The organism is Pseudomonas sp. IT-P2 (genome assembly GCF_949767575.1).
Taxonomy (GTDB): Bacteria; Pseudomonadota; Gammaproteobacteria; order Pseudomonadales; family Pseudomonadaceae; genus Aquipseudomonas; species Aquipseudomonas pharyngis.
On sequence record NZ_CATKQA010000048.1, the window covers coordinates 196,636 to 221,659 of the forward strand.

29 protein-coding genes are annotated in these 25,024 nt (G+C 60.6%); 11 read left to right on the forward strand and 18 right to left on the reverse strand.

All coding sequences use genetic code 11. The features are described 5' to 3' along the window. The first annotated feature begins 115 nt into the window (after positions 1-115). The gene (locus ACM6JM_RS28340; protein ID WP_246883710.1) at positions 116-430 is read left to right on the forward strand and encodes a hypothetical protein; all 315 of its coding nucleotides are present in this window, start codon (positions 116-118) and stop codon (positions 428-430) included. Positions 431-573: 143 nt separating this feature from the next. On the opposite strand, the gene ACM6JM_RS28345 is transcribed toward ACM6JM_RS28340, so the two are convergent. The 3 genes from ACM6JM_RS28345 to ACM6JM_RS28355 all read right to left on the reverse strand — a co-directional run bounded on the left by ACM6JM_RS28345 (position 574) and on the right by ACM6JM_RS28355 (position 2,597). After that, positions 574-813: a hypothetical protein gene (locus ACM6JM_RS28345; protein WP_011334704.1), complete on the reverse strand. Its 240-nt coding sequence runs from the start codon at positions 811-813 to the stop codon at positions 574-576. Between the two features lie 72 nt (positions 814-885). Beyond that, entirely contained in the window at positions 886-1,989 is a 1,104-nt protein-coding gene (locus tag ACM6JM_RS28350) for a DNA alkylation repair protein (RefSeq protein ID WP_414882847.1), read from the reverse strand. 2 nt (positions 1,990-1,991) lie between these two features. Next, positions 1,992-2,597 carry a glutathione S-transferase gene (locus tag ACM6JM_RS28355; protein WP_414882848.1) on the reverse strand — a complete coding sequence of 202 codons (606 nt, stop codon included), beginning with the start codon at positions 2,595-2,597 and terminating at the stop codon, positions 1,992-1,994. 410 nt (positions 2,598-3,007) lie between these two features. On the opposite strand from ACM6JM_RS28355, the gene ACM6JM_RS28360 reads away from it, so the two are divergent. The 3 genes from ACM6JM_RS28360 (at position 3,008) to ACM6JM_RS28370 (ending at position 5,562) form a co-directional block, all read left to right on the forward strand. Further along, positions 3,008-3,412 (forward strand): TraR/DksA family transcriptional regulator, encoded by a 405-nt coding sequence (locus tag ACM6JM_RS28360; RefSeq protein ID WP_039767046.1) that lies wholly within the window; start codon positions 3,008-3,010, stop codon positions 3,410-3,412. Between the two features lie 609 nt (positions 3,413-4,021). Then, positions 4,022-5,245 (forward strand): methyl-accepting chemotaxis protein, encoded by a 1,224-nt coding sequence (locus tag ACM6JM_RS28365; protein WP_414882872.1) that lies wholly within the window; start codon positions 4,022-4,024, stop codon positions 5,243-5,245. A 113-nt stretch (positions 5,246-5,358) separates the two neighbouring features. Beyond that, the gene (locus ACM6JM_RS28370) at positions 5,359-5,562 is read left to right on the forward strand and encodes a hypothetical protein (RefSeq protein ID WP_074688708.1); all 204 of its coding nucleotides are present in this window, start codon (positions 5,359-5,361) and stop codon (positions 5,560-5,562) included. A 6-nt stretch (positions 5,563-5,568) separates the two neighbouring features. Here ACM6JM_RS28370 and ACM6JM_RS28375 read toward each other — a convergent pair whose 3' ends face one another. Further along, positions 5,569-5,805 carry a DUF2789 family protein gene (locus ACM6JM_RS28375; protein WP_039767041.1) on the reverse strand — a complete coding sequence of 79 codons (237 nt, stop codon included), beginning with the start codon at positions 5,803-5,805 and terminating at the stop codon, positions 5,569-5,571. A gap of 37 nt (positions 5,806-5,842) precedes the next feature. Beyond that, positions 5,843-6,106: a hypothetical protein gene (locus tag ACM6JM_RS28380; protein WP_074688706.1), complete on the reverse strand. Its 264-nt coding sequence runs from the start codon at positions 6,104-6,106 to the stop codon at positions 5,843-5,845. A gap of 408 nt (positions 6,107-6,514) precedes the next feature. Between ACM6JM_RS28380 and ACM6JM_RS28385 the strand changes: the two genes are divergently transcribed. The 3 genes from ACM6JM_RS28385 to ACM6JM_RS28395 all read left to right on the forward strand — a co-directional run bounded on the left by ACM6JM_RS28385 (position 6,515) and on the right by ACM6JM_RS28395 (position 8,324). Beyond that, the gene (locus tag ACM6JM_RS28385; protein ID WP_007950541.1) at positions 6,515-6,985 is read left to right on the forward strand and encodes a hypothetical protein; all 471 of its coding nucleotides are present in this window, start codon (positions 6,515-6,517) and stop codon (positions 6,983-6,985) included. Then, positions 6,982-7,179, forward strand: a complete 198-nt coding sequence (locus ACM6JM_RS28390) for a hypothetical protein (protein ID WP_039767035.1) — start codon at positions 6,982-6,984, stop codon at positions 7,177-7,179. Before ACM6JM_RS28385 ends, ACM6JM_RS28390 begins: the two co-directional genes overlap by 4 nt. Before the next feature lie 128 nt (positions 7,180-7,307). Beyond that, complete coding sequence (locus tag ACM6JM_RS28395) at positions 7,308-8,324, forward strand: ABC transporter substrate-binding protein (RefSeq protein ID WP_414882849.1); 1,017 nt, start codon at positions 7,308-7,310, stop codon at positions 8,322-8,324. 114 nt (positions 8,325-8,438) lie between these two features. Here ACM6JM_RS28395 and ACM6JM_RS28400 read toward each other — a convergent pair whose 3' ends face one another. Both ACM6JM_RS28400 and ACM6JM_RS28405 read right to left on the reverse strand, forming a co-directional pair. Further along, complete coding sequence (locus ACM6JM_RS28400; protein WP_414882850.1) at positions 8,439-10,571, reverse strand: TonB-dependent receptor; 2,133 nt, start codon at positions 10,569-10,571, stop codon at positions 8,439-8,441. A 94-nt stretch (positions 10,572-10,665) separates the two neighbouring features. Next, positions 10,666-11,052: a DUF2946 domain-containing protein gene (locus ACM6JM_RS28405; RefSeq protein WP_011334690.1), complete on the reverse strand. Its 387-nt coding sequence runs from the start codon at positions 11,050-11,052 to the stop codon at positions 10,666-10,668. A 94-nt stretch (positions 11,053-11,146) separates the two neighbouring features. Here ACM6JM_RS28405 and ACM6JM_RS28410 point away from each other — a divergent pair, with 94 nt between their 5' ends. Next, positions 11,147-11,587, forward strand: a complete 441-nt coding sequence (locus ACM6JM_RS28410) for a DUF3995 domain-containing protein (protein WP_074688700.1) — start codon at positions 11,147-11,149, stop codon at positions 11,585-11,587. Here ACM6JM_RS28410 and ACM6JM_RS28415 read toward each other — a convergent pair. The 7 genes from ACM6JM_RS28415 to ACM6JM_RS28445 form a co-directional block, all read right to left on the reverse strand. Next, the gene (locus tag ACM6JM_RS28415) at positions 11,584-11,946 is read right to left on the reverse strand and encodes a Na+/H+ antiporter subunit G (RefSeq protein WP_064379433.1); all 363 of its coding nucleotides are present in this window, start codon (positions 11,944-11,946) and stop codon (positions 11,584-11,586) included. The genes ACM6JM_RS28410 and ACM6JM_RS28415 overlap by 4 nt on opposite strands. Continuing rightward, positions 11,943-12,221, reverse strand: a complete 279-nt coding sequence (locus tag ACM6JM_RS28420) for a K+/H+ antiporter subunit F (protein ID WP_011334688.1) — start codon at positions 12,219-12,221, stop codon at positions 11,943-11,945. Before ACM6JM_RS28420 ends, ACM6JM_RS28415 begins: the two co-directional genes overlap by 4 nt. Continuing rightward, positions 12,218-12,706 carry a Na+/H+ antiporter subunit E gene (locus ACM6JM_RS28425; protein ID WP_039767025.1) on the reverse strand — a complete coding sequence of 163 codons (489 nt, stop codon included), beginning with the start codon at positions 12,704-12,706 and terminating at the stop codon, positions 12,218-12,220. The genes ACM6JM_RS28420 and ACM6JM_RS28425 overlap by 4 nt, the downstream gene beginning before the upstream one ends. Continuing rightward, entirely contained in the window at positions 12,703-14,382 is a 1,680-nt protein-coding gene (locus ACM6JM_RS28430; RefSeq protein ID WP_414882851.1) for a monovalent cation/H+ antiporter subunit D, read from the reverse strand. Before ACM6JM_RS28430 ends, ACM6JM_RS28425 begins: the two co-directional genes overlap by 4 nt. Next, entirely contained in the window at positions 14,379-14,723 is a 345-nt protein-coding gene (locus ACM6JM_RS28435; protein WP_003192163.1) for a Na+/H+ antiporter subunit C, read from the reverse strand. The genes ACM6JM_RS28430 and ACM6JM_RS28435 overlap by 4 nt, the downstream gene beginning before the upstream one ends. Next, positions 14,723-17,623 carry a monovalent cation/H+ antiporter subunit A gene (locus tag ACM6JM_RS28440; RefSeq protein WP_039767016.1) on the reverse strand — a complete coding sequence of 967 codons (2,901 nt, stop codon included), beginning with the start codon at positions 17,621-17,623 and terminating at the stop codon, positions 14,723-14,725. The genes ACM6JM_RS28435 and ACM6JM_RS28440 overlap by 1 nt, the downstream gene beginning before the upstream one ends. Positions 17,624-17,729: 106 nt before the next feature. Then, positions 17,730-18,668, reverse strand: a complete 939-nt coding sequence (locus tag ACM6JM_RS28445; protein WP_103385999.1) for a DMT family transporter — start codon at positions 18,666-18,668, stop codon at positions 17,730-17,732. An 85-nt stretch (positions 18,669-18,753) separates the two neighbouring features. Between ACM6JM_RS28445 and ACM6JM_RS28450 the strand changes: the two genes are divergently transcribed. From ACM6JM_RS28450 to ACM6JM_RS28460, 3 genes are all read left to right on the forward strand, one after another. Further along, positions 18,754-19,317, forward strand: a complete 564-nt coding sequence (locus tag ACM6JM_RS28450; RefSeq protein ID WP_085610605.1) for a helix-turn-helix domain-containing protein — start codon at positions 18,754-18,756, stop codon at positions 19,315-19,317. A 216-nt stretch (positions 19,318-19,533) separates the two neighbouring features. Beyond that, positions 19,534-20,937 (forward strand): LLM class flavin-dependent oxidoreductase, encoded by a 1,404-nt coding sequence (locus tag ACM6JM_RS28455; protein WP_085610604.1) that lies wholly within the window; start codon positions 19,534-19,536, stop codon positions 20,935-20,937. Between the two features lie 59 nt (positions 20,938-20,996). Beyond that, the gene (locus ACM6JM_RS28460; protein WP_414882852.1) at positions 20,997-22,412 is read left to right on the forward strand and encodes an FAD/NAD(P)-binding protein; all 1,416 of its coding nucleotides are present in this window, start codon (positions 20,997-20,999) and stop codon (positions 22,410-22,412) included. Between the two features lie 64 nt (positions 22,413-22,476). On the opposite strand, the gene ACM6JM_RS28465 is transcribed toward ACM6JM_RS28460, so the two are convergent. The 4 genes from ACM6JM_RS28465 to ACM6JM_RS28480 all read right to left on the reverse strand — a co-directional run bounded on the left by ACM6JM_RS28465 (position 22,477) and on the right by ACM6JM_RS28480 (position 24,997). Beyond that, positions 22,477-22,725, reverse strand: a complete 249-nt coding sequence (locus ACM6JM_RS28465; RefSeq protein ID WP_039767006.1) for a hypothetical protein — start codon at positions 22,723-22,725, stop codon at positions 22,477-22,479. Positions 22,726-22,833: 108 nt separating this feature from the next. After that, entirely contained in the window at positions 22,834-23,568 is a 735-nt protein-coding gene (locus tag ACM6JM_RS28470) for a substrate-binding periplasmic protein (RefSeq protein WP_414882853.1), read from the reverse strand. Positions 23,569-23,730: 162 nt separating this feature from the next. After that, the gene (locus ACM6JM_RS28475) at positions 23,731-24,108 is read right to left on the reverse strand and encodes a hypothetical protein (RefSeq protein ID WP_039767002.1); all 378 of its coding nucleotides are present in this window, start codon (positions 24,106-24,108) and stop codon (positions 23,731-23,733) included. A 151-nt stretch (positions 24,109-24,259) separates the two neighbouring features. Continuing rightward, complete coding sequence (locus ACM6JM_RS28480; RefSeq protein WP_039766999.1) at positions 24,260-24,997, reverse strand: response regulator; 738 nt, start codon at positions 24,995-24,997, stop codon at positions 24,260-24,262. Positions 24,998-25,024: the final 27 nt, after the last annotated feature.

Genomic DNA, 25,024 nt, shown 5'->3' on the forward strand with positions numbered 1-25,024 from the left:
GTCGGAAAAAATAGAGCGGGTCTTTTGATAAATAGATGCGTCCCCATTTTTCGATTTTTTGCACGTCCCCATTTTTTTTAGCATTTCTTTGAAACGATCCTTCTATGGTGATCAAATGCTGGATGCCACTTTGAAGATAATAAAAGCTACTCGCTTTGATGACATCGACCACGACCTCGGGTATGAGTATCGTGGTTATAACTACGAAATACAGAGCGAAGAGGATATGTTTCTGATCAGGATTTACGATGACGAACCCGGACAGGCAGCGGTAGTGCGTCCGACGTCGATGTCTAAAAACAAAAAGCTAAGAACGTTAGTCGAGCTTTTACAGTCCGAGCTGGGCGTGTCCAGGGTCTCGCTTTACAAGGGGGATATAGGTTCTTACGCCGAGATCAATCTTGACAGTTTGACCTTCCTTCCCGCCTGAAGCCGGCTGTGAAGGGGTGCCAAGCGTGTTTAGATACTTTTGGTCAAAATCAGTCAGAAAGTAAAGTCGTAAATTTTTGATCGGTTGCGAAGAGTTGAAAGCGTCGAGTTGGATTAGTCGGAATGACGCATAGGTGTGAAGTTTTATCTCTTGTTGAACATTTCATACACCCATTTAGCCAGCTCCTCTGGTGATGTTGTCTCTTTTCTCAACACTTCATAACCGCGATCTCGCGCAACGATAGCCAGTTTTCCTGAGTCGGAAATTTCAACATACGGCCCGCCAAACTCATCGATTTCAGTGGTAAGGGGGAAGCTGCTGTACGGATTTCTCCGTTCAATCGCATATTTAAAAAAGCAATCGACTATTTGTTTAAGCTTCATGGCCAGGTCCTTGGATTTTTTTGTTGGCTAGTCCACGTACGAGAGCAACGTCAGAGAGAATCTTTCAGTCCGTCAAAAATCGATGTCAACCGCTGTACTCCCCAACCGCTCCCCATTAACCACCACATGCACCGCATGTACCCCCGCATAGTGCTTGCGCGTAGTGAAGTCCTTGATCACCTGTCGCCGCGCCACAACCTCACTCCCATACCCCGCCAGCTCCAACGTCTTCAACTTGAAAACCTTCGCCGAAGTCCCGCCATTCGCCTTCACATAGTCAATCGCATAATCAATCACCAATCGCTGTTCCACCGGCACCAACGACCGCACGGTAAACGACAATGTAATCGTATCCCCAAGCCGCACAACCGCCGGCTCCACTTTCACATCCAGCAATTCAACCTCAGCCTTCGCCCCTGCGCCTATAACCGTGAGTGCCCGCGAATTCCCCTGTTTGATCAAACTCCGCAACGCATGTCTGGCAATCCACGCCGTGTGCCTGTTCTCCAGTGACCACCCCTCAACCGTATCCAGCACCCATTCCGGATGCTCCTTGGTTACATCATTCAAATGATTCGCCACGGACTTGCGCACGTACAAACTTTCATCCGCCTTCAACCGGTCGAGAATCCCGGCAGCCAACAGCGGATCCGCCTGCACCGGTTCCAGCCGAAACGACCACGGCAGGCGAGGGCGGCTGCCTTCGCTGGCTAGTCTTCGGACGTGGTGGTTTTCGTCTCGGGTCCAGTCGTGCATCAGTTCCAGCGAGCGTTCCAGGTCGCTGCGCAGGAAGTGGCGGATGGCGAATTCGGAGGAGCCGAAGGTGGTGAAGTACTTCAGGGCTTCCATTGATGTGTCGAACGCGTGCGCGCCGTAGCACGCGACGTAGTGCGGCAGGCACATGCTGACGAAGCCGCTGTTCAGGCGTGGGGCAAGTTCGCGCAGCACAGCGAGGGAATCTGCGTAATCCAGCGGCAGCACCGCGTGCAGGCTTTCGCTGACGCGGGCCATGCGTTGCATGACGGAGAGGTCGGCGAGGCCGTCGTTGGCGTGCTTGAGAAATGCCTTGGCCTTGAACGCCGGGTACACGGCGCTCATTTCTGTGGCGATGTGTTGCAGGCGTTCGGCGTTGAAGATTTCTTTGAGGGCCGGGGCGGCGGTTTCGGTGGCGCTCATGGTCAGGTCATCGGGGTGTCGATGAACGCCTGGGTGCTTTCGGCGTACGCGGTGTATTGGGCGATGCGCGGGAAACATTGAGCGTCGATCTGGTCGGGGACGACGAGGCCGGTGAAGCTCCAGGCGACGGCGAGGGTGATGCCGTCCTGCTGGAGAGGGCCGTCGGTGGGCAATGGGTGATTTTCGAGTTCATGTTCAAGGGCGGTGAAGGCGGCGGCGAGTTGGCCTTCGACGCGTTCGACCCACGGCTGGTATTGAATGTCGGCCGGGCGCAGGTTGCGTTCGTAGTAGAGCTGCACGGCTTTTTCGCAGGCGGCGAGGCCGAGGCCGATCAGGCGCAAGGCTTTGACCCGTTGCGACAGGTCGGCGGGCAGCAGGGTTTTGCCGGACAGGGCTTCGAGATAGTCGAGGATCAGGGTCGAGTCGATCAGCACTTCGCCGTCATCAAGGACCAGGGTCGGCGCCTTGACCACCGGGTTGATCTGCTGGAAGCGTTCGAAGTGACGGAACACCGAGACCGGGTCGTGTTCCAGTTCGATCTCCAGGCATTTGGCGGAGATCGCCACGCGGCGCACGTAAGGGGAGTCCAGCATGCCGATCAGTTTCATGACGCGTTCCTTCAAGTCGAACCGGGGAGGGCATAACGTAGCCGAGGTTGGGGGGATTTGTCAGTCTTTGCGAGGGGGTGGGTTTTGCGGTGACCGACCGTAACGAATTGCGACAAAGCGCCGCTCGTCCGACGTTTGTCTTCTATATACAGCCGCTCGACTGAATTTCTTGCTATAAACGCACTCCGATGAGCGCTGTGAAGCCTGTGTCAGAGCAGTTTCCGGGCCTTGTCGGACAAATTCCCGGTATTTACAGTTGCTGAGGCCTTAAACGGGCCTTAGACTGCCGCCCCTTCGTAAATTGAGTGCCGGGTGGCGTTTGCAATAAACGATGCCTTTCCGATGACCGCAGGCGGTTCGCCGGAACGCTCCCTAATTCGCCTTAATGCACGTTTTTTATAGAGATATCAATGACAAAGGACAAGTTGCTGGCCATGCCGGCAGATGACTACATGAATGCCGAGCAACACGCTTTCTTTCAAGAGCTGTTGCAGAACATGAAAGTCGAAACCCATGAGCGCATTGAGCAGAACCGTATTGCCATCGAAAGCCTGGACACCCCGGCTGACCCGGCGGACGCCGCATCGGTGGAAGAAGAGCGCACCTGGCTGGTAAACGCGATCGATCGCGACCAGCGCATGCTGCCGCAACTCGAGCAGGCCCTTGAGCGTATCAAGGAAGACAGCTTCGGCTGGTGCGACGACAGCGGCGAGCCGATCGGCCTGAAACGCCTGCTGATCAGCCCGACCACCAAGTACTGCATCGAAGCTCAAGAGCGTCACGAGCAGATCGACAAACACCAGCGTCAGGCCTGATTCCTGAGGCGACCCCTTCAATGCGGGTCGTCGCGAAAAGATCGCAGCCTTTTGCAGCTCCTCCGGGAACTGCAAAAGGCTGCGATCTTTGCTTTTTTTCGTCTGCCGGAAAGTCTCCCCGCCATTCCATTGACCTGCCACAGACCCACGACTAACGGACCATGGATAATGGCGTTGTAGTGGCGTTTAATGCAGTCACAACAATGAGAACAAGCGTGGGGTAACGAAATGACGAGAGATGGATCTCTGGTTGCGGCTCTGCCTGCACCAGTTGTTTTGCCGAAGAATCGCTGGCTGACGCCGACCCTGCAAAGCATCGCTCTGATGCTGTTGCTGGCCGGAATGAGCCTGGGCGAATGGCCCTTGTACATTGGCATGCCGCTGGCGGTGCTGATCGTCTGGCTGCCGCGCCTGCGTTCCCGGGCGGTCCCCGATGCGCAACCGGTCGACAGCAGCAACGCGATGTCCGAGCTGACTCGCGATCTTTCCTACACCACCAGCCATAACGCGCTGTCAGCCGCCGGCGTGGCATTTTCCGTCAAGGAATTGGCCGGCAAGCTGCAATCGCAACTCGACGCCGCCGCGCAGATAGTCAACAACGCTCAAGTCATGATCGCCACTGAGCAGGCCACTTCGCAGCTCAGCCGTGAAGCCTTGGGCGCTGCCAGCGAAGCCCATCACAGCAGCGCGGCGGGGCGCACCGAGCTGGTGGATTCCATTTCGCGCATGCATCAGCTCAGCCAGCGTGCCAATGCCAGCCGCGAACTGATCGAAGCCTTGAGCCAGCGCAGTGACGACATTCAGCGCGTGACACTGGTGATTCAGTCCATCGCCAGTCAGACCAACCTTCTGGCATTGAACGCCGCCATCGAAGCGGCCCGGGCCGGCGAGCACGGTCGTGGATTTGCAGTGGTCGCGGACGAGGTACGCGGCTTGGCGGCGCGTACCGCGACGGCCACTGGCGAAGTGGGCGAGATGGTCGCCGACATCCAGCAACGCACGGCGCAGGTGGTGGAACAGATTCGGCAGCTCTCCGACGATTTGCACACGGGTGTCGAGCAGGTCGAACACACCGGTCAGCACCTGGAAAACATTGCGCGACTGGCGGCCGGGGTGGAAACCCAGGTTGGCGAAATCGCCCGAGGCGCGGAAACAAATCGTGAACAGCTCGACAGTCTGTTCACCGCCATCGAGCAGATGCGCAGCGATCTTGCGATCAGCGACCAACAGACCCAGCGCCTGGCCGAGGCCGCCGTGCAAATGGAAGGGCAGGCGGAAACCATCAGCGAACGTCTGGCAGAAGTCGGGCTGGATGACTATCACCAGCGCATCTACGATCTTGCCCGCGAAGGGGCCAGTCAGATTGCCGCGCGGTTCGAGGCCGATGTCGAGCAGGGACGCATCAGTCTTGAGGACCTGTTCGACCGTCAGTATCAGCCGATTCCAGACACCCAGCCCGCCAAGTTCCAGACTCGTTTTGATCGCTACACCGATCAGGTGCTGCCGGCCATCCAGGAACCGTTACTGCCGCGCCACGAAGGCCTGGTGTTCGCCATCGCTTGCACGCAGCAGGGTTACGTGCCGACCCACAATCAGGTGTTCAGCCAGCCACTGACCGGGGATGTGCAGGTCGATACCGTGAACAATCGCACCAAACGCAAATTCGCCGACCGCACCGGCATCCGCTGCGGCAGCCATCAGCAACCGGTGCTGTTGCAGACCTACACCCGCGATACCGGCGAGCTGATGCACGACCTGTCGGTGCCGATCATGGTCAAGGGCCGGCATTGGGGCGGGTTGCGTCTGGGCTATAAACCGGAGAAGCCGCGCTGAGCCATTGTTGCCGGAACTGCAATTAAGCTGTGCAGCGGAGTTGCTGTTTCCTCTTGATCCAAATCATTAACATGCCCACATAGTTAGGTTGCTAATGAAATTGGGAGGTCAACATGCAATGCAGAGTCGATGTCGCGGTGATGATCGGCACCGGTGTACCCGCCGGTCTGCGCGCGATGGGGCAAAGTGTCTGCTGGGTGGTGCTGCTCAATGGCGAACGCCGGGGCACTGCGTTTGCAAGTCGTAACGAGGCGGAAGAGTGCAGGGCTGCATGGCTTGCGCAATTGAGCGCTGAAACCGGTGACAGCCTGCACTGATCAAGATTACTTGCCCCGGTGCAGGCGCACATTCAGCTCATCGACCATGATGGCTTCCTCGCCATCGGCCCGCAGCCACTCCTTGAGCATTTGCGCCTGTTGTGGGCTCCAGAAGTCGGCGTCGATCAGCTTGGTATCGGCATCCAGCGGATGGGCTTCGATGAAGTCGTCGATCGCCGTTTCCTCCGAAGGCAGCCCTAATTGATCGAACAGGGTTGTCAGGTTGTAGGCAGGCAGTTCCATGGTGTGCTCCTTGAAAGATGGCGGGGTCGATCTCTCTTTATCTGAGGTGCTCGCTGGCCAGGAGTTCGATCCGGGATTCAAGTGAACGGGCGAGGGCGCAAGCGGCGTTGTGATTCTCACGGAAACCTCTGACAAGCCCCGTCGACTTTTCCCTGATATGGAAAAAGCCGTTGCCCGCCGGGATTACCTGAAACAACGGTGCCTGACCGCAAGACTCGATTGCAGGAACAGTCTCGAAGGCTGGAGTGTTCAAGGCAAAGGCGGGTTCGTGAGTCACGGCAAAATGCGTCATAGTGCACATATGAAGTCCTTTTCATGGTTTGGCCCGCATTTACAGGGTGTTGCGGGTAGTCGCGAACAGCATCGCTGCTCTAGAATCGCCAACACCTGTTGACGGCATGGCCCTATCTAAAGCAATTTTTTGCGTGCGATATGTCGGAAAAGTGCTTTTGTTGGTGAGTTTTTTCCCTAAAGTTCGTAGTCAGTTTTTTCCTGGCCGGCCGTGACGCGTTTTCCTTCAACATTTGGAGAACGTCTTTGCAGGTTTCGCGAGTGGCATTCCAGTAGTCTTGTGCAACTCGCGTTGAATGAGCACTTCGCTCCCTCAGGCGTATATTCGAGTCATCGCGCAACACCTTCGGCCCGGCCGACTTTTTTTGCTGTGCGCGCTTTCGCGTATGGCACTCTTTTCAAGTGTGGGGATGTTTCTTTGGCAGTCAGTAACCTCGATATGCATGCTTTGTTCGTGCTGGGTGATTTGCGGGCAAAGCTGGTCAAGCAGTTTCAATCGCGTTTTGTTTACATCACCGAGCAAAACGCCGAAGGCATTTACGTTGCCGAGATCGACACCGAAAGCGCATTGGTGGTCGATGACAAACCTGGCCTCAAGCTCAAGGTCGGCGATCATTTCAGCGCGTCGGTACTGCCCAGCCGTGAAGGCGGCAAGATGGACATCCGCTTTCGCGAAATCAAAATGACCGTGTACGGTCTGGGCGACTACGCGTTCGTCACCACGGCCGATGGCCACGCCATCGTGTTCAAGGAAGGCCACAGCGCGGTTACCGTGTTCGCCGCCAATGAACAACTGCAGGAAGGCCTGACCAAAACCTTGAAAGCCGTCACCGCCAAAGCCGCCAAGTGGCGCAAGGGCGAACTGGTGACGTTCAAGGCCAGCGAGTGAGCCGCGCCGATTTCCATTTGCAGAACCTCGACAGCGCCCGCGAGGAAGCACGTCGGTTGTTCACGGCAAAGGCTGAATTGAAGGGTGCCTGGCTGGGTTGGGTCGCCTCGCAAATCTACGCCTTGCAGCCTGCGGAATACGCCAGCATGGTCAGACGCGAGCTGAAGAGCCTGCAGGAAATGTCTGAAAAGTAGCCTCGTGCGTGTTATGCCCCTGAAAAAGCAGGAACCTCGTCTACAGTCAGTTGACTGAGTATTCAGAGGCTTGCGGTCTTCTGTCAGGCCATCCTGCTATTGCTGTGAACGGCACGAGGTGCAAAAGCATGAACGGATTTCGACGGTTGCTGGCTGCTGGGTTGACCACATTCGGCCTGATGACGGTGGTGCCTTCGGTGAGCGCGGCACAGGCGCCGATTCACTTTGCCGATCTGAACTGGGAAAGCGGCAGCCTGATCACCGACGTCCTGCGGATCATTGTCGAGAAGGGCTATGGCCTGCCGACCGATACCTTGCCGGGCACCACCATCACCCTTGAGACTGCGCTGGCCAACAATGACATTCAGGTCATCGGCGAAGAGTGGGCCGGGCGCAGTCCGGTATGGGTCAAGGCCGAGGCCGAAGGCAAGGTCGTCAGCCTGGGCGACACGGTCAAAGGCGCCACCGAAGGCTGGTGGGTGCCGGAATACGTGATCAAGGGCGATCCGGCCAAGGGCATCAAGCCACTGGCGCCGGACCTGCGCAGCGTCAGCGATCTGAAGAAGTACAAGGACGTGTTCAAGGATCCGGAAACCCCGAGCAAGGGCCGGTTCCTCAACAGCCCGATCGGTTGGACGTCTGAAGTAGTGAACAAGCAGAAGCTGACGGCTTACGGATTGCAGGACGATTTCGTCAATTTCCGCAGCGGCTCCGGAGCGGCACTCGATGCCGAAATCAGCTCATCGATTCGCCGCGGTAAACCGGTGCTGTTCTATTACTGGTCCCCGACGCCGTTGCTCGGCAAGTTCAAGCTGATTCAACTGGAAGAGCCGCCGTTCGATGCCGAGGCCTGGAAGACCCTGACCGACGCCGACAACCCCAATCCGAAACCGACCCGGTCACTGGCCTCGAAGCTGTCGATCGGGGTGTCCACGCCGTTCCAGAAGCAGTATCCGCAGATCGCCGAGTTCTTCAGCAAGGTCGACTTTCCGATTGATGATCTGAACAAGGCGCTGGCCGAGATGAGTGAAAAACACACGCCACCTCGGGATGCGGCGACAGCGTTCATGAAAGCGCATCCGGATGTGTGGCAGGCGTGGCTGCCGAAGGATGTGGCAGATAAGGTTTCAGCTGATTTGAAATAGAGGTCGTACCGATGGGCCTCATCGCGGGCAAGCCCGCTCTCACAGGTTTTTCGGTGTGCTCTGAGCGTTGCAAACACATCGATTCCTGTGGGAGCGGGCTTGCCCGCGAAGCTTTTAGAAGCGGGTTTGCACAGCCAGCTCAAAGGTGCGCGGTGTGCCGAGGTAATACGCCGGCGACACATGGGCGAACTCGGCATACACCTCATTCGTCAGGTTGCGCACCCGTCCGGTCACAGTTGTGTGCGAGTCCACCTTGTAGCTGAGAAAGCTGCCAAACAACGTGTACGACGGCACGGTCATGGTGTTGGCCGTGTCGGCGAACACCGACGCCACGTACCGTGCATCGACCCCGCCTTGCCATTGCGGCGAGAAATCGTAGGTCAGCCACAGATTGCCGACCCGGTCCGGCACGTTGGTCGGTGTATTGCCCTTGCGCGAAACCACCACACCGGCGGCGTTCTTCTCGTTGAACTCATCGTATTGCGCATCGACCCAGACGAAGTTGCCTTCGGCCAGCAACTTGTCGGTGATCCGCAGCGAGCTGGCAATCTCGATGCCCTTCGAAGTCTGCTGGCCGACCGGAATGCTGCTGGTCGGGTCCAGTGGATCCGTCACTGCGAAGTCCTTGCGCTCGATGGTGTAGGCGGCCACCGTCGCCGAACCGCGCCCGTTCAGGTAGTCGAACTTGCTGCCGATTTCCCATTGTTTGCCGGTCGAGACGTCGAAGTCCTGGGTGCCACTGGGTTGCTCGGCGGCGGTGCTGTATTGCACGTACACATTGGCTGACGGAATGAACTGATACGTCAGGCCGACACGCCCGGTGACCGGTTCCCAACTGCGCTTCAAATGACGCGGGTTGCTCGCGGTCACAGTGCGATGGTTGGTCACGTCGAGGTCGATGTCGTCATAGCGAAGACCGGTCAGCAGCGAGAGCTTGTCGGTCAGTGCCAGGCGGTTTTCGCCGAACAGCGCTTTGGTCGTGACTTCGTTGGTCTTGTCGCTGACGAAACCCGGCATCGTTCCGGGGATGTCATAGAAATGCCCCGGTCGGTAGTTGTTCGGGTCCACCGCGCTGGCGCCTTTGACGTTCAGCGGCGAGTTGGTGGTCTGGTTGACCTTGTACTCGAATCCGCCGGACCAGGTGGTGTCGAGGCCGAACAGGGTGTTGTCGTGGCGCAGTTCGAATTGGTTGCCGTTCTGCTCGCCCTGGTGTCGCACCTGATACGCAGTGGAGCGGTTCACCGCGCTGTTGTCGGCGTTGTATTGATAGGTTTCCAGGTTGCGGTAATCACGCTGACTGTCGAGGTGATAGAGGGTGTTGCGCAGGGTGGTGCTGTCGTTGATCCGGTAATCGATGATCGAGCGCACCCAGATCGTCCGCTGCTCGTAGCGGCCGTCCTCGACGTTGTAGTTGTTGAAGCGGTTGTGCTTGTCGATCTTCAACTCGCCGGCCTTGGGGCTGAGCACCGGCGTGCCCCAGTACGGGCTGTCCTCGTGTTCGTCCTGATATTCCAGGGCCAGGGTGTGCAACAGGTTCGGCGTCAGGTCACTGAGCAACGAGAACGCCACGCTCCAGGCATCGCGTTCCTGGCGGTCAATGTAGCCGTTGCTGGTGTTGTGGCTGACGTCGAGACGCGCGTAGTGCTGCACGTCGGCGCCGGGGTCGGTCAGCGCGTGATTGAGGCCGAACGCGGTTTCGGTGGTGTCGTAGGTGCCATAGCTGACCCGGCCTTCGGTGGCTTGCTCGTCGCGGGTGGCCAGTTTGGTCACGTAGTTCAGCGAACCACCGACCGAGCCGGCGCCGTTGATCAACGATGACGGGCCGCCGACCAGTTCCACCCGATCATAAATCCATGAATCCACGGGGCGCGCCAGCCCGCCGGAAACGTTGACGCCGTTGAACATCTGGGTGATCTGGCTGCTGGTGAAACCGCGATAGGAGACGAATCCGCCAAAGCCCGGCGGTGCACTGGCGTTCACACCCGGCAAGGTGTTGGCCGCGTCCTGAAAGTTTTGCGAACCGCGACGTTCGATGTCACTGCGGTTGGCAATGGCCACCGAGGCCGGGGTGTCACGCACGCTGAGGCCGAGGCGCGAGGCCATGCCGCTGGACTGGTCGAGGCTCAGGCCGGGTTCGGCGCCGGACTCGCCGTCAATAGTGATCGGCGCCAGATCCACGGTGGATTGCGCCCAGACGTTGACGGACAGGCAGCCGCACAGGCTCGCCAGCAAGGTAAGTTGTTTCATTGATTGAATCCTGAATGCTTGTTCTCGGAGTCAGCGCACAGGCGAACGCCGCGCGTTGGCGCAGTGGGCTGACAGATCAAAAAGGCAAGGGCACTCAGGCGAGCGGCGGGGCGCGGGGATTGGCCGAAGGCCAGATAAAGCGGGCAGGAAGGTCGGCACTGACGATGGCCGGCAGCGGCGGGCTGTGTTGTTCCGGCAGAATCGCCAGGGTCAGGCTGGAGTTGAACGCCGGGCCCATGCCTCCGGTGGAGCAGAGCGGACAGCCGAAGGCTTTGGCCAGGGTCGGCAGTTTTTCTTCGGCGGGATTTGAGGCGAGCGGCGCCTGGGTGCTCGGGTCGACGGCACAGAACTGTCCGCCGATACCGTTGAGCTGCATACCGACCATTTGTCCGTGACCGATGCTGCAGGCGAACACGTTGAACAGGACGCAGCAATAGAGCATCCAGGCCAGCAGTGAGCGATCGGTACGGGTGAATTTCATGGGGCGGCACTTTACCGCACCGCCGATCGGTCGTGCACATGGAAAAATGCCGACTAGGATGTTTTGTTCAAATCCCTTTCAAGGATTCTCGACCATGACCTTTGTGTTGGCTCAATGGCTGGTGACGACATTCGCGGTGATCAGCCTGATGCATGTGTATTGGGCGATGGGTGGGCAGTGGGCGGCCGTTGCGGTGGTGCCGCAGGTTCCGGTGGATAACGGCGGGCTGACCCTCAGGCCTGCGTTCAAGCCGTCAGGCTGGATCACGCTGGTGGTGGCGGCAGCTCTGCTACTGATTGCCGCACTGGTGTGCATGCGAGTGGGGTGGTGGCTGCCCGCCGTGCATCACTGGGCGCTGCAATGGGTGATCAGCGCGATTGCGCTGTTGATGTTTGCGCGGGCGATCGGCGATTCGGAGCTGGTGGGTTTTTTCAAGGAAGTGAAGGGATCGAGGTTTGCCCGGCTCGACACTTGGGTTTACTCGCCGCTGTGTCTGATATTGGGAGCCGGGCTGTTGGCTGTCGCCTGGATCTAGCTGCCGGTTTCAGTACGCCGGCTGCTGACCTCGGCCGGCACGTCATCCCCGGCCATGCGCTTGCGGAACAATGCCGCCCGCGCCAGCAGCAGGGTGGTCACTGGCACGGTGATCGACAGCAGAATCGGGATCAGCCATGCGTGCAGCACCGGCCCGGACTTGAGTGCGGAAAAACAGATGATCGAGGCCAGCGCCACGCACCACGCGCCGAGGGTCGAGGCCAGCGCCGGCGGGTGCATGCGCTGGAAGTAATCCTTCATCCGCAGCAGGCCGGTCGCACCGATCAGGGCGAAAATACCGCTGAGCACCAGCAGAATTGCCACCGGGATTTCCACCCACAAAGACAGTTCAGCGTTCATTCGATCACCTCGCCACGCAGGAGGAATTTCGCCAGGGCAAACGAGCCGACGAAGCCGAACAGCGCGATCAGCAGCGCCGCTTCGAAGTAGGTGTCACTGGCATAACGAATCCCCAGGGTCAGCATCATCAGCATGGCGACGATGTACAGGTAATCCAGCGCCAGTACCCGGTCCTGCGCCGACGGGCCTTTGAACAGGCGCACCAGCGTGAGGACCATGGCCAGGGAAAACAGGAACAGCGTCAGCAGAATCGCGTTCGACAGCAGCGGGCTCATTCGAAAATCTCCATCAACGGCCGCTCGTAAGTGACCTTGAAGTGCTGGATGAACTGCGCCTCGTCATCCAGATCCCAGACGTGCAGCAACAGAATGCTGCGATCCAGCGCCAGTTCCGACCAGACTGTGCCGGGAATAACCGTGGTGATCATCGACAATGCTGCCAGGCCGTTGGCGTCGCGCAGGTCCAGCGGCACCTTGATGAAGCGCGAGCGAGGCGGGCGGCGACCGGCGTTGAGCACGCCCCAGGCCACCTGCAGGTTCGAGACGATCACGTCACGCCCGACCAGCAGAAACAATCGCAGGATCGTGCCCGGGCGGCGGATGTGAATCCGCTGCGGGCGCAATTTGCGCATCATCAGCGGGGCGCAGAAACCGAGTACGGCACCCAGCAGCAGGTTGCCCGGGCTGACCGACAGGTTCAGTACCAGCCACAGCAACCACAGCGCAAGCGACAACCACGGAGCCGGAAACAGACGCTTCATGGTTGCACCTCCAGCAGCGCAGCCTTGGCTTCCGGGCTCGGCACGGCGCGGGTGCCGAGTACCGCCATTACGTATTGCTGCGGATTGTTCAGGGCATCGGCCGCTGCCTGGGTGTAACGCAGCAGTGGTTCAGCCTTGAAGGTCAGCGCGATGCTCAGGCCGAGCAGCAGGAAAATCGGTGTGCATTCCAGTTTGCGCAGCAGCGGCGACGGGCGCTCCTCTGGCGACCAGAAGCGCTGGATCCCCAGGCGTGAGAACGCCATCAGCGAGCCGAGGCCTGTAAGAATCAGCAAGGCCAGTAAGCCCCAGGCGGCATTCGAGATCGGTTCGCCTGCGCCGAGGCCCAGTGGATTGAGCAGGGCGCCGATCAGGTTCAGCTTGCCGATGAAGCCGGACAGCGGCGGCATGCCGATAATCAGCAGCGCGCAGGCAATGAAGCTCAGACCGAGGAACGCCATGGTCCATGGGATCACCTGACCGACCACCGCTTTCTGATCGTCGTCGAGGTTGATGCCCTTGACCGGACGCTGCCATTCCTGCGGACGTGGCAGCAGTTCGTTTTCATCTTCCAGCGGCACTTCGATGGCGGTACGCGAACGTTCGATCAATTCGGCCAGCAGGAACAGCGCACTCAGCGCCAGGGTCGAGCTGACCAAATAGAACAGCGCGGCGCCGATCAGGTTTGGCTGGGCGAAACCCACGGCCGACAGCAGAATCCCTGCCGATACCAGAATGCTCAGGCTGGCCATGCGTTCCAGGCGTTGCGCGGCAATGATCGCCACGCCCGCGCCGGCCATGGTCGCCATGCCGCCGTAGATCAACCAATCGCCGCCAAAATACGCCGAAGCGCCGGCCTGGCCGGAGAACAGCAGCGTCCACAGGCGCAGCAAGGTGTAGACACCGACCTTGGTCATGATCGCGAAAATCGCCGCGACTGGCGCGCTGGCCGACGAGTAGGCCGGCACCAGCCAGAAGTTCAGCGGCCACATGCCGGCCTTGGCCAGGAACGCCACGGCCAGAATTCCCGCGCCGGCGTGCAGCAGGCCACGGTCGGCTTCCGGCACCAGCGGGATCTTCAGGGCCAGATCCGCCATGTTCAACGTGCCGGTCACGCCGTAGATCAACGCCGCGCCGATCAGGAACAGCGACGACGCCAGCAGGTTGATCGAGATGTAATGCAGCCCCGACGACACTCGGGCCCGGCCCGAGCCGTGGAGCAGCAAACCGTAGGACGCGGCCAGCAATACCTCGAAGAACACGAACAGGTTGAACAGGTCTGCGGTCAGGAACGCGCCGTACAGCCCCATCAACTGAATCTGGAACAGCGCGTGGAAGCTCGACCCGGCGCCGTCCCAGCGGGCCATGGCGAACAGCAGGGCGCTGACGCCAATGATTCCGGTCAGCACCAGCATCAATGCCGACAGACGATCGACCACCAGCACGATGCCGAACGGCACCTGCCAGTTGCCCGGCAGATAAACCCCAATCGAACCGGGCACGCCGGTGGTCTGGGTCCATTGCAGCAGCATCACCGAAATGCCGAGGCCGAGGAGGCTGGAGAACAGGTTGATTTTCGCCTTCAGCGGACGGTGCTTTTCGCCGAGCATCAGCATGATGGCGGCGGTCAGCAGCGGCAGCAGGATCGGTGCGGCGATCAGGTGAGTCATCGCCGTCATTCCTTGGGCTCCCTTCCGTCAACGTGGTCGGTGCCGGTCAGGCCCCGTGAGGCCAGCAACACCACCAGGAACAATGCGGTCATGGCGAAGCTGATGACGATGGCCGTCAGCACCAGCGCCTGGGGCAGCGGGTCGGTGTAATTGAGCAGGTCCTGCGGCACGCCGTCCTTGATGATCGGCTCCTTGCCGATGAACAGGCTGCCCATGCTGAAGATGAACAGATTGACGCCGTAGGACAGCAGGCACAGGCCCATCACCACCTGGAACGTCCGTGGTCGCAGGATCAGCCAGACCCCGGACGCGGCGAGCACGCCGATGGCGATTGCGATGACTTCTTCCATCAGACGGCTCCTTTGGCGGCAGCGGTTTTATGGCCCCGGACTGATTGGTGGGCGAGGGCGGTGAGGATCAGCAAGGTCGAGCCGACCACCACGGCGTAGACGCCGATATCGAAGAACAGCGCGCTGGCGATATGGATATCACCCAGCAGCGGCAAGCTGAAATGCCAGGTGTGGGTGGTGAGGAATGGATACCCGACCGCCATCGCCCCAAGCCCGGTAACGGTGGCGAACAGCAGGCCGGTGCCCATCCAGCGCAGTGGGCGCAGGCTCATTTGCGCCTCGACCCACTGGGTGCCGGCGACCATGTATTGCAGGATGAACGCCACCGACATCACCAGACCGGCGACGAAACCGCCACCCGGCTGGTTGTGCCCGCGCATGAACAGATAGAACGACACCACCAGCGCAATCGGCAGCAGCAGGCGCACCAGCACCGCCGGCACCATCATGAAGCCGAGCGCGGTATCGCTGGCCGAGCGCGGGTTGACCAGATCGGTGACCACGTCGGGGGCGAGCAGGCGCTGTTGGGCCGGCAGTTGCAGGCTTTCTTTCGGCGGGCGGAAGCGACGCAGCAGGGCGAACACGGTCAGTGCCACGGCGGCGAGCACTGTGATCTCACCAAGGGTGTCGAAACCACGGAAATCCACCAGCATCACGTTGACCACGTTGCTGCCGCCGCCCTCGGGCAGGGCGCGACTCAGATAGAACGAGGAAATGTCGTTCGGCGTCTGCCGGGTCAGCATCGCGTAGGACAGCAGCGCCATGCCGCCACCAACGGCAATCGACAGCAGCAAGTCGCGCAGACGTCGAACCCGCGCCTTGCGCAGGCTGCTTGGCAGCGGCGAAACCTCTTCGATCCGCCGTGGCAGCCAGCGCAGGCCAAGCAGGATCAGCACGGTGGTCACCACTTCGACTACCAGTTGCGTCAGGGCCAGATCCGGTGCCGAGAACCAGACGAAGGTCACGCAGGTCATCAGGCCGCAGACACTGACCATGGTCAGTGCGGCGAGACGGTGATACTTGGCCTGCCACGCAGCACCCAGGGCGCAGGCGATTGCCAGCAGCCACAGGGTCACGAACACGATCGAGCCCGGAATCTTCGGCCGGTCGCCCCAGCTCAGGCTGCTGTGCAGCATCGGGATCAGCCCGGCCAGCACCGCCGCCAGCACCATCAGGAACAATTGCGCTTGCAGGCGCTTGGTGCCGATTCGTCGCTCCAGGCGTCGAGCCAGGCGCATCATCGCCACCAGGCTGCGTTCGAACATTCGCTTGCCGTTAAGGCGACCCGCCAGCGGCGGATACTTGAAGCGGCCGCGCTTGAGTTGGTTGCGCAGTAGCAGATACAGCACGATGCCACCGGACATGGCGATCAGGCTCATGATCATCGGTGCATTGAGGCCGTGCCAGATCGCCAGGCTGTATTCCGGCAGCACGCCGCCCACCACCGGCAAGGCGGCAGCGGCGAGCAACGGGCCGACCACCTGGGCCGGGAAAATCCCCACCAGCAGGCAGGTGAACACCAGCAGTTCCACCGGTGCACGCATCCAGCGCGGCGGTTCGTGCGGGGTGTGCGGCAGGTCGGTGGCGGTCGGGCCGAAGAATACGTCGACGGTGAATCTCAGCGAGTAGGCAACGCTGAACATCCCGGCAATGGTCGCGACGATCGGCAGGCTGGTTTCAACCCAGGCGGTGGCGTTGATGAACACGGTTTCGGCGAAGAACATCTCCTTGGACAGGAAACCGTTGAGCAGCGGCACGCCGGCCATGGACGCACTGGCGACCATCGCCAGGGTGGCGGTGAATGGAATCAGTTTGAACAGGCCGTTGAGCTTGCGGATGTCGCGGGTGCCACTTTCGTGGTCGATGATCCCGGCGGCCATGAACAGCGAAGCCTTGAAGGTCGCGTGGTTGAGAATGTGGAACACCGCCGCCACAGCGGCCAGCGGACTGTTCAAACCCAGCAGCAGCGTGATCAGGCCGAGGTGGCTGATGGTCGAGTAGGCCAGCAGCCCTTTGAGATCGTTCTGAAACATCGCGCAGTACGCGCCGAGCAACAGCGTAGCAGCGCCGGCGCCGCTGACGATGTAGAACCATTCTTCGCTGCCGGACAGCGATGGCCACAGACGGGCCAGCAGGAAAACCCCGGCCTTGACCATGGTCGCCGAGTGCAGGTACGCCGAAACCGGTGTGGGTGCCGCCATCGCGTGGGGCAGCCAGAAGTGGAAGGGGAACTGGGCGCTTTTGCTGAGGGCGCCGATAAGAATGAGCGGAAGCAGGATGGGGTAGAGGGCATGTGCGCGAATCAGATCGCCGGCGGCCAGGACCTTGTCCAGGTCATAGCTGCCGACCACATGGCCGAGGATCATGACCCCCGCCAGCAAGCACAATCCTCCCGCGCCAGTCACCATCAACGCCATGTAAGCACCACGGCGGGCGTCGTGACGGTGGTGCCAGTAGCCGATCAACAGGAACGAGAAAAGGCTGGTCAGCTCCCAGAAGAATACGATCTGGATCAGGTTGCCGGAGATCACCAGCCCGAGCATGGCGCCCATGAACGCCAGAAAGAACGCGAAGAAGCGCGGCACCGGATCGTCCGGCGACATGTAATAACGGGCATATAAGGAGACGAGAGTGCCGATGCCCAGCACCAGCATCGAGAACAGCCAGGCGAAGCCGTCCATGCGCAGGACGAAGTTCAGGCCCAGGCTGGGCAGCCAGGTGAATTCTTCGCGGATCACGCCGCCGTGGGCGATCTGCGGATACAGCAGCGCGACCGAGACAGTGCCGATCAGTGCGACCAGACCTGCCAGCAGGGATTCGGCGTTACGTGCATTGTGCGGCAGCACGGCTGCCAGACAGCTGCCCAGAAAAGGCAGAAGCAGTAGAACTATCAGGGACATAGGCTTCTAATCTGCGGAAGTTTGTGAAGCATCATACGTGCCAGCTCCCGGATCGCCAAACGCGAGGATGTCTCTGAATCCTACAAAGTAGCCGTAAAAACCCCGTTTAGCCTTCGGTCTCGTGTTCCAATTCTTCCGTGACCGTTTGTGTCCCTTTGCCTTTGGTCTTCAATTCACTGACGATCACCGCCGCCACGATCAGCCCCGCACCTATCAATGCGATCGCTGGCAGACGCTCTCCTGCGATGCGCCCGACGATCCCGGCCCACACCGGCTCACCGGCGTAGATCAAGGTCGCGCGGGTCGGCGAAACACTTTTCTGCGCCCAGTTCATCGCCACCTGAATCGCCGCACTCATCGCGCCCAGGCCCAGGGCGGTGCTCAGCAACAGCCACGAGAAATCCGGAATCGCCTCGCCGGTCGGCACCACCATCAAGAAAGACAGGGCCGAGGTTACCGCCAGTTGCACCACCGTCACTCGGCGCACATCCACCTGCCCGGCGTAGTTACTGATGAGGATGATTTCGGCCGCAATCGCGATGGCGCTGATCAGCGTGGCGATTTCACCGGGGCTGAAATTCAGCGAAGCCCCGGACGGCCCGGAAAGCAGCATCAGCCCGGTAAACGCCAGCATGATGCCGATGCTCGGCATCAAACCCGGGCGCCGGCCCAGCACCAGCCATTGCAACAGCGGCACGAACGGCACGTACAACGCCGTGATGAACGCCGACTGGCTGCTTGGGATACTCTGCAACCCAACGGTCTGCAAGCCATAACCGAGCAGGATCGCCACGCCGATAAAGGCGCCAGCCTTGAATTCGAACAGGGTCAGTTCCCGCAAGTGTTTCCAGGAGAACAGCGCAACAATGCCTGCGGCGGCGGCAAAGCGCAGGCCGACGAAAAACATCGGGCCGCTGACGGTCATCGCGTGCTGCACCAGCAGAAAGGTGCCGCCCCAAAGCATGGTGATCAACACCAGCACGCACTCGGCTTTGCTGAACCGGGAAAATCGCAGGGGAGTTTGAGTGGAGTTGGCTGACGTCATGACCTTGCGCACTTTTAAGGAGGGGACGCACAATGCGCCAAATGGTGCGCAGTATACTGCCCAACCCCAGCCAGTGAGCAATATAGTGCACAGAGATTCCGTTCAGCGGGCTTCAGTCCTGCAACACGTCAGCCAGAACGTCCGGCGCCTGCGCCACGCCGCCGACATGAGCCAGACCGCCCTCGCCGAAAAGTCCGGGGTCAGCCGGCGAATGCTGGTGGCCATCGAGGCGGGTGAGAAGAATGTCAGTCTGACCACCCTCGACCGCGTCGCCGAAGCCCTCGAAGTGGCCTTCAGCGATCTGATCCAGGCCCCGGACAATCGCGATCCCGGCCGTATCAACGAACTTGCCTGGGCCGGCAGCATCCCCGGCAGCAAAGCCGTCTTGCTATCCAAGGCCAACGCCACCCGCGCGGTGGAGCAGTGGGAATGGTGCCTGCAACCGGGTGAGGTCTATCCCTCGCAACCGGACGCCGAGGGCTGGAGCGAACAGATCTTTGTGTTCGAAGGCTGCCTGACGCTGATGCTCGGCGACCAACCCCAGCAAATCGCGGCCGGCGAGTTTTTCATGTTCGCCAGCAATCAGCCGCACACCTACCGCAATGACGGGGAAGTGGCCGCGCGCTTCGTGCGCAATGTGGTGATCTGACTGTTGCAGGGCCGACAGCGGATAAACAGTTTGCTCCATCCTGCGTGCAGACTGCTTTAGGTTGTTATCTCAACATATTGATAAATAAGTTAAATATATTAAGGCATGACTCCTGCTACGGGTTCTGGATCCTCATCCGGAAACAACGGAGTCGCCTCACATGACCGTCTCAATTCACACCTTCAAACGCCTCCTGACAATCGGGAGTGCCGTCTGATGCCCCGCGAAATCCGTCTCAACGCCTTCGACATGAACTGCGTCGGCCATCAGTCGCCGGGCCTGTGGGCTCACCCTCGGGATCGCTCCTGGCAATACAAGGATCTGGAGTACTGGACCGATCTGGCGAAAATCCTCGAGCGCGGCAAGTTCGACGGTTTGTTCATTGCCGACGTGCTGGGCATCTACGACGTGTACAACGGCAACGGCGAAGCGGCGATCCGGCAGGCGGCGCAGGTGCCGGTCAATGACCCATTGCAGTTGATTCCTCCGATGGCGCTGGTCACCGAGCACCTGGGTTTCGGCCTGACCGCCTCGTTGTCCTTCGAACATCCGTATCCATTCGCCCGACGCCTGTCGACCCTCGATCACCTGACCAAGGGCCGTGCCGGCTGGAACATCGTCACCTCTTATCTGGAGAGCGGTGCGAAGAACATCGGCCAGCAAGCTCAGACCGAACATGACGCGCGCTACGACTTCGCCGAGGAATACCTGGAGGTCTGCTACAAACTGTGGGAAGGCAGTTGGGAAGAGGGCGCTATCCTGCGGGATCGCGAGCGGCGGATTTTCAGTGACCCGAGCAAGATCCACGAGATCCGCCACCACGGCAAACACTTCCAGGTGCCGGGCATTCACCTTTGCGAACCGTCGCCGCAGCGCACGCCGGTTCTCTACCAGGCCGGCGCGTCCAGTCGTGGCAAGCAGTTTGCTGCCGAGCATGCCGAGTGTGTATTTGTCGCGGCACCGTCGAAAGTGCTGCTGAAGAAAACCGTGGCCGACATCCGCCGTCGCGCCGCCGAGGCCGGGCGCGATCCGTCGAAGATCCTGATCTTCAATCTGCAAACGGTGATCCTCGGCGAGACCGACGCCAAGGCCAAAGCCAAGTTCGAAGAATACAAATCCTGGGTCAGCTACGAAGGCGCGATGGCGCTGATTTCCGGCTGGACCGGCATCGACTTCAGCCGCTTCAAACCGGACGAACCGCTCAAACACGTACACACCAACGCGATTCAGTCGGCGGTCGAAGCGTTTTCCACAGCGGATCCGAACAAGGTCTGGACCCCCAACGAACTGGCCGATTGGGTCGGCATCGGCGGCTTCGGCCCGCTGTTCGTCGGCAGCCCGGAAACGGTGGCGGACCTGTTGCAGGAATGGGTCGACGAAACCGACGTCGATGGCTTCAACCTCGCCTACGCGCTGACCCACGAAACCTTCATCGACGCCGTGGAATTGCTGGTGCCGGAGTTGCAGAAGCGCGGTGTCTACAAGACCGAGTACGCGCCGGGGACCTTGCGTGAGAAGCTGTTTGGCGAAGGGCCGAGACTGCCGGAGATCCATCCGGGCAGCGGCTATCGAAACCTCGGCGAGCTGCATCGGCAGGAGAAAAAGGTCGCGTCTGTCTAGACGTCTTCGCGGCGTCTGAATGACACTGGCCCGAGCATATCCTCAGCTGCGAGAACGGCATGACTCAAACCGATACAACCGCCACCCGTCACGCCGACATTCTGATTGTCGGCGGCGGCCTCAGCGGTACGATGCTGGCGGTGCAATTGCTGCGTTTGCCGGGGCGCAGAACGATTCTGGTGATCGAGCCCCGGGCCGAACTGGGCCGGGGCGAAGCGTACAGCGCGGTGGAGCTGGGCCACACGCTCAACGGCAATGCGGCGCGGATGAGCGTCGATCCGGACAATGCCGATGACCTGACTCAATGGCTGACCGATCACATCGCTGGCGGTGGCTGGCCGGAGTCGGATCAGCAGCATGTGCCGGTCAGCGAACTGTTTCCGCCTCGGGGGCTGTTCGGCGTGTACGTGCAACAGCGTCTGGCCGAAGCGCAGCAGGTGGGGGCGCAATGCGGTTCGACGGTCGAGCATGTGCGCGCCGAAGTGGTCGATGTTCAGGCTTCCAGCGATTGCGTGCAGCTCACCTTGAGTGACGGCCAGCATCTGCAGGGCGCTTTTGCCGTGCTGGCGACCGGGATGTTCCCGGCTGCCCGCACGCCGCAAAAGGAGTCCAGCGGCCTCAACGCGGCGGCACTGGATCCGTGGGATGTCGCGGCCATGCGCCAGCTCGATCCACAATCCACGGTGCTGATCATCGGCTCCGGCCTGACCATGGTCGATGCCGTGGTGTCGCTGGAGCAGGCCGGGCATCGCGGGCCGATCGAGGTGTTTTCCCGGCACGGGCTGCTGCCTCATGTTCGTCGGCAACCGCCCGCGTGGGTGGACTTCCTCGCCGAGGATCACAGCATTCGCACACCGCGCCAGCTATTGCGCGAATTGCGTCGGCATTGCCGCGACGCCATCGCCCAAGGCATCGACTGGCAGGCGCCGCTGGACACCGTGCGTGCGCACATCGGCCGGTTATGGAGCCAGGCCAGCGATGCGCAGCGCCGGCAATTCGTGCGCCATGTGCGGCCGTGGTGGGAAAGTCATCACCATCGTTCACCGCCGCTGAGCGCGGAACTGGTCGAGCGTCTGCACCGGGAAGGGCGATTGCGCATTCATGCTGCGTCCTACAAGGGTCTTGAATTGGCGTCGGATGGCGGGGTGAGTATCCGTATTCGCCCTCGCGGTAAGGCTGAGACCCGCGTGGTGCAGGGCGCGGCGTTGATCAATTCCAGCGGCATCGAATACGACTGGCGCCGGGTCGCGCGACCTTTGCCGCAGCAGTTGCTGTCGCGCGGTCTGGTTCGGCCGGGGCCATTGGCGCTGGGCATCGCGGCAGCGGTGGACGGCGCTGTGCTGGATGAAGAGGGTAGGGTCTCGAACCGTCTGTTCGCCATGGGCCCGCCGTTGCGCGGGATGTGGTGGGAGAGCACCGCCGTCACCGATGTGGCGTCGCAGGCCAAGGCACTGGCCGCGCGACTGGTGCGCTGACGCCCGAATGCAAGAAACCCCGCTTTGGCGGGGTTTCCTGTTTCTGGCAGCTCAAACCGATCACTCAGTAGCGCTGATATTTGGAACCGAATTCCGGGCGGTTTTCCGCGACGTACAGTTTGGTCTGTTCGGCGTTCTGTTGGAGTTTGAGGCCTTGGTGTTCGGCGTCGTTGCTGACGGTGTCGACGTTCAGGGTGCCGGACTGGCCAACGGTCGCAGCCGCGACAACTGGAGTGCTGGCGTGTGGGGCAGCGATGGCGGAAGTGGCGCCGATCAGGGAAACAATGAAGCCGAGGGCGATGATGTCTTTCATGATGTTGCTCCAGAGAGTGGGGAGAAGATGGGGCCCACTGTAGTGCTGGAGGGTTTTGATGTGAAAACACCCTTGCGCATAGTTGTTATCGAAGGTGTTGATGCGCGATCAGCGCGGTAGGGTATTGCTCAGCCAGCGCTGGCGCAGCTTCTCCAGACGGCCGTCGGCCCGCAATGTATCCAGCGCCTGCTGCCAGCGTGCGACCTGTTTCGGATCGGTCTGCGGCGAAAAGGCAATGTAGGTGTTCTGTTTCATCAGCGGGATCTGGTACTGCAAGCGTCCCGGCTCCAGGCCTTGTTCGCGGGCGAGGGCGGCTTTGGACCAGGTATCGGAGACCACGAAATCGGTACGCCCCAGGCTGAACAGTCGCATCATCTGCTCCGGGGTTTCCACGCCGTAGAGGTTGTTCAGGTCTTGCCCTTGCAGGTAGCTGTAGACCAGCCATTTGCGCGGCACGGTGATCCGGCCCAGGTGATCGGCTTCACGCAGGCTGTGCACGGGAGGCTGGAGATTGTCGCGGGCGTATAGCGCGGTTTCGACTTCGATCAGCGGCCCGACCCATTGATAGCGATCGTCGCGCTCATCGGTACGCAGCACGGTGAATACGCCGGTGTCGGGCGTGTCGCTGGCCATGCGCAGGGCGCGCAGCAGCGGGACTTGTTGCAGATGGATGCGGTCGCCGGTCTGGTTCGCCAGGGCCTGCACCACGTCCACACCGAATCCTGCGAGCTGATTGCCTTGCATGAAATGCAGGGGCGGGTGGTTGTCGGTGAGCAGTTGCAGGTCCGCCGCAGTGGCCGTCAGGGCCAGCATTGACAGCAGACAAGCGGCAAATCGTTTCATGGATCGTCCCTGAACAAATCAATCGCGCAGCTTAGTACGAGCAGTGATGACTGTCGTGGGGAAACAGCGGGGCTTTTGTGTCAGAGAACAAGGCTTATCGGTAGTGATCGCTGCGGGGGCAGAGCGCCCCCGGCAGGAATCGACAACGGCGGGTACAGACGATCAGTAGCGCTGGTACTTGGAACCGAACTCGGGACGGTTCTCGGCGACCAGTACGCTGCGGGCCGAACGTTCGCGCAGTTCCTGCAAGCGGTCGGCGCCACCTTCAGCTACACGTTCACGCAACTCTTGCAAACGGTCAGCACCGCCTTCAGCCACGCGTTCACGCAGTTCCTGCAAACGGTCGGCGCCGCCTTCAGCCACGCGTTCGCGCAGTTCCTGCAAGCGATCCGCGCCACCTTCGGCCACGCGATCCTTCTGCAGGTTTTCCGAGCCGTATTCGGCGACCAGCGGCTGGGAGCTGGCGGACGCCAGGTCGGTCAGGGCCAGGCCACCGAGCAGGCTGATTACGAGTACCAGGGATTTCGAGGACTTGAACATGGTGCTTCTCCTTGCGTTTGAGATGAGTGAACCAGTGCTTTCTGGTGGGTTCATTCAAACGCGAGGGTGTATCGCTGATATGTGGTGTGACGGCCCAAAAACACCGGTTACGTATCTGCGCGGCGAATTTATACAGAGTGATACAAATCCATCAGGATTCGGCGAGCATCTCCACGGCGAAGGAGAACACATAACCCTCGTTGCGCACGGTCTTGATGTAGGTCGGCTCGCGGGAGTCGTCCAGCAGACGCTGACGCAGGCGGCTGACCAGCAAATCGATGGAGCGGTCGAACAGGTCGGCGTCGCGCCCCTGGGTCAAGTTCAGCAATTGATCGCGGCTGAGCACCCGTTGCGGATGATCGAGAAACACCCGGAGCAGGCGATACTCGGCGCCACTGAGGGCAACCATGGTGTCGTCTTCATCGAGCAGATGTCGGGCGGTGGTGTCCAGGCGCCAGCGACCGAACGCGAGCAGCCGCCCGGTTTCGGTGATCAGCAGATTGGGCGGCAGCATTCGCGTGCGGCGCAGCACGGCGTTGATCCGCGCCAGCAGCTCGCGGGCGGCGAAGGGTTTGGTCAGGTAATCGTCGGCGCCCATTTCCAGGCCGAGGATGCGGTCTGTCTGGTCGTCGCGGGCGGTGAGCATCAGGATCGGGATCGCCTTGTGCTTGCCGGCGCGCAACTCGCGGCACAGCACCAGCCCGTCATCGCCGGGGAGCATGATGTCGAGCACGATCAGGTCGACCGTGTTGGCTTCCAGAAAACTGCGCATCTGCCGGCCATCGGCGACCACGGTGCTGCGCAGGCCGTTCTTGGTCAGGTAATTGCCGACCAGCTCGCGGATCTCGCGGTCATCGTCGACGATCAGGATGTGGTTGATGTGATCCATGGTTCGCTCTTTTTATAAGGAGTGCCC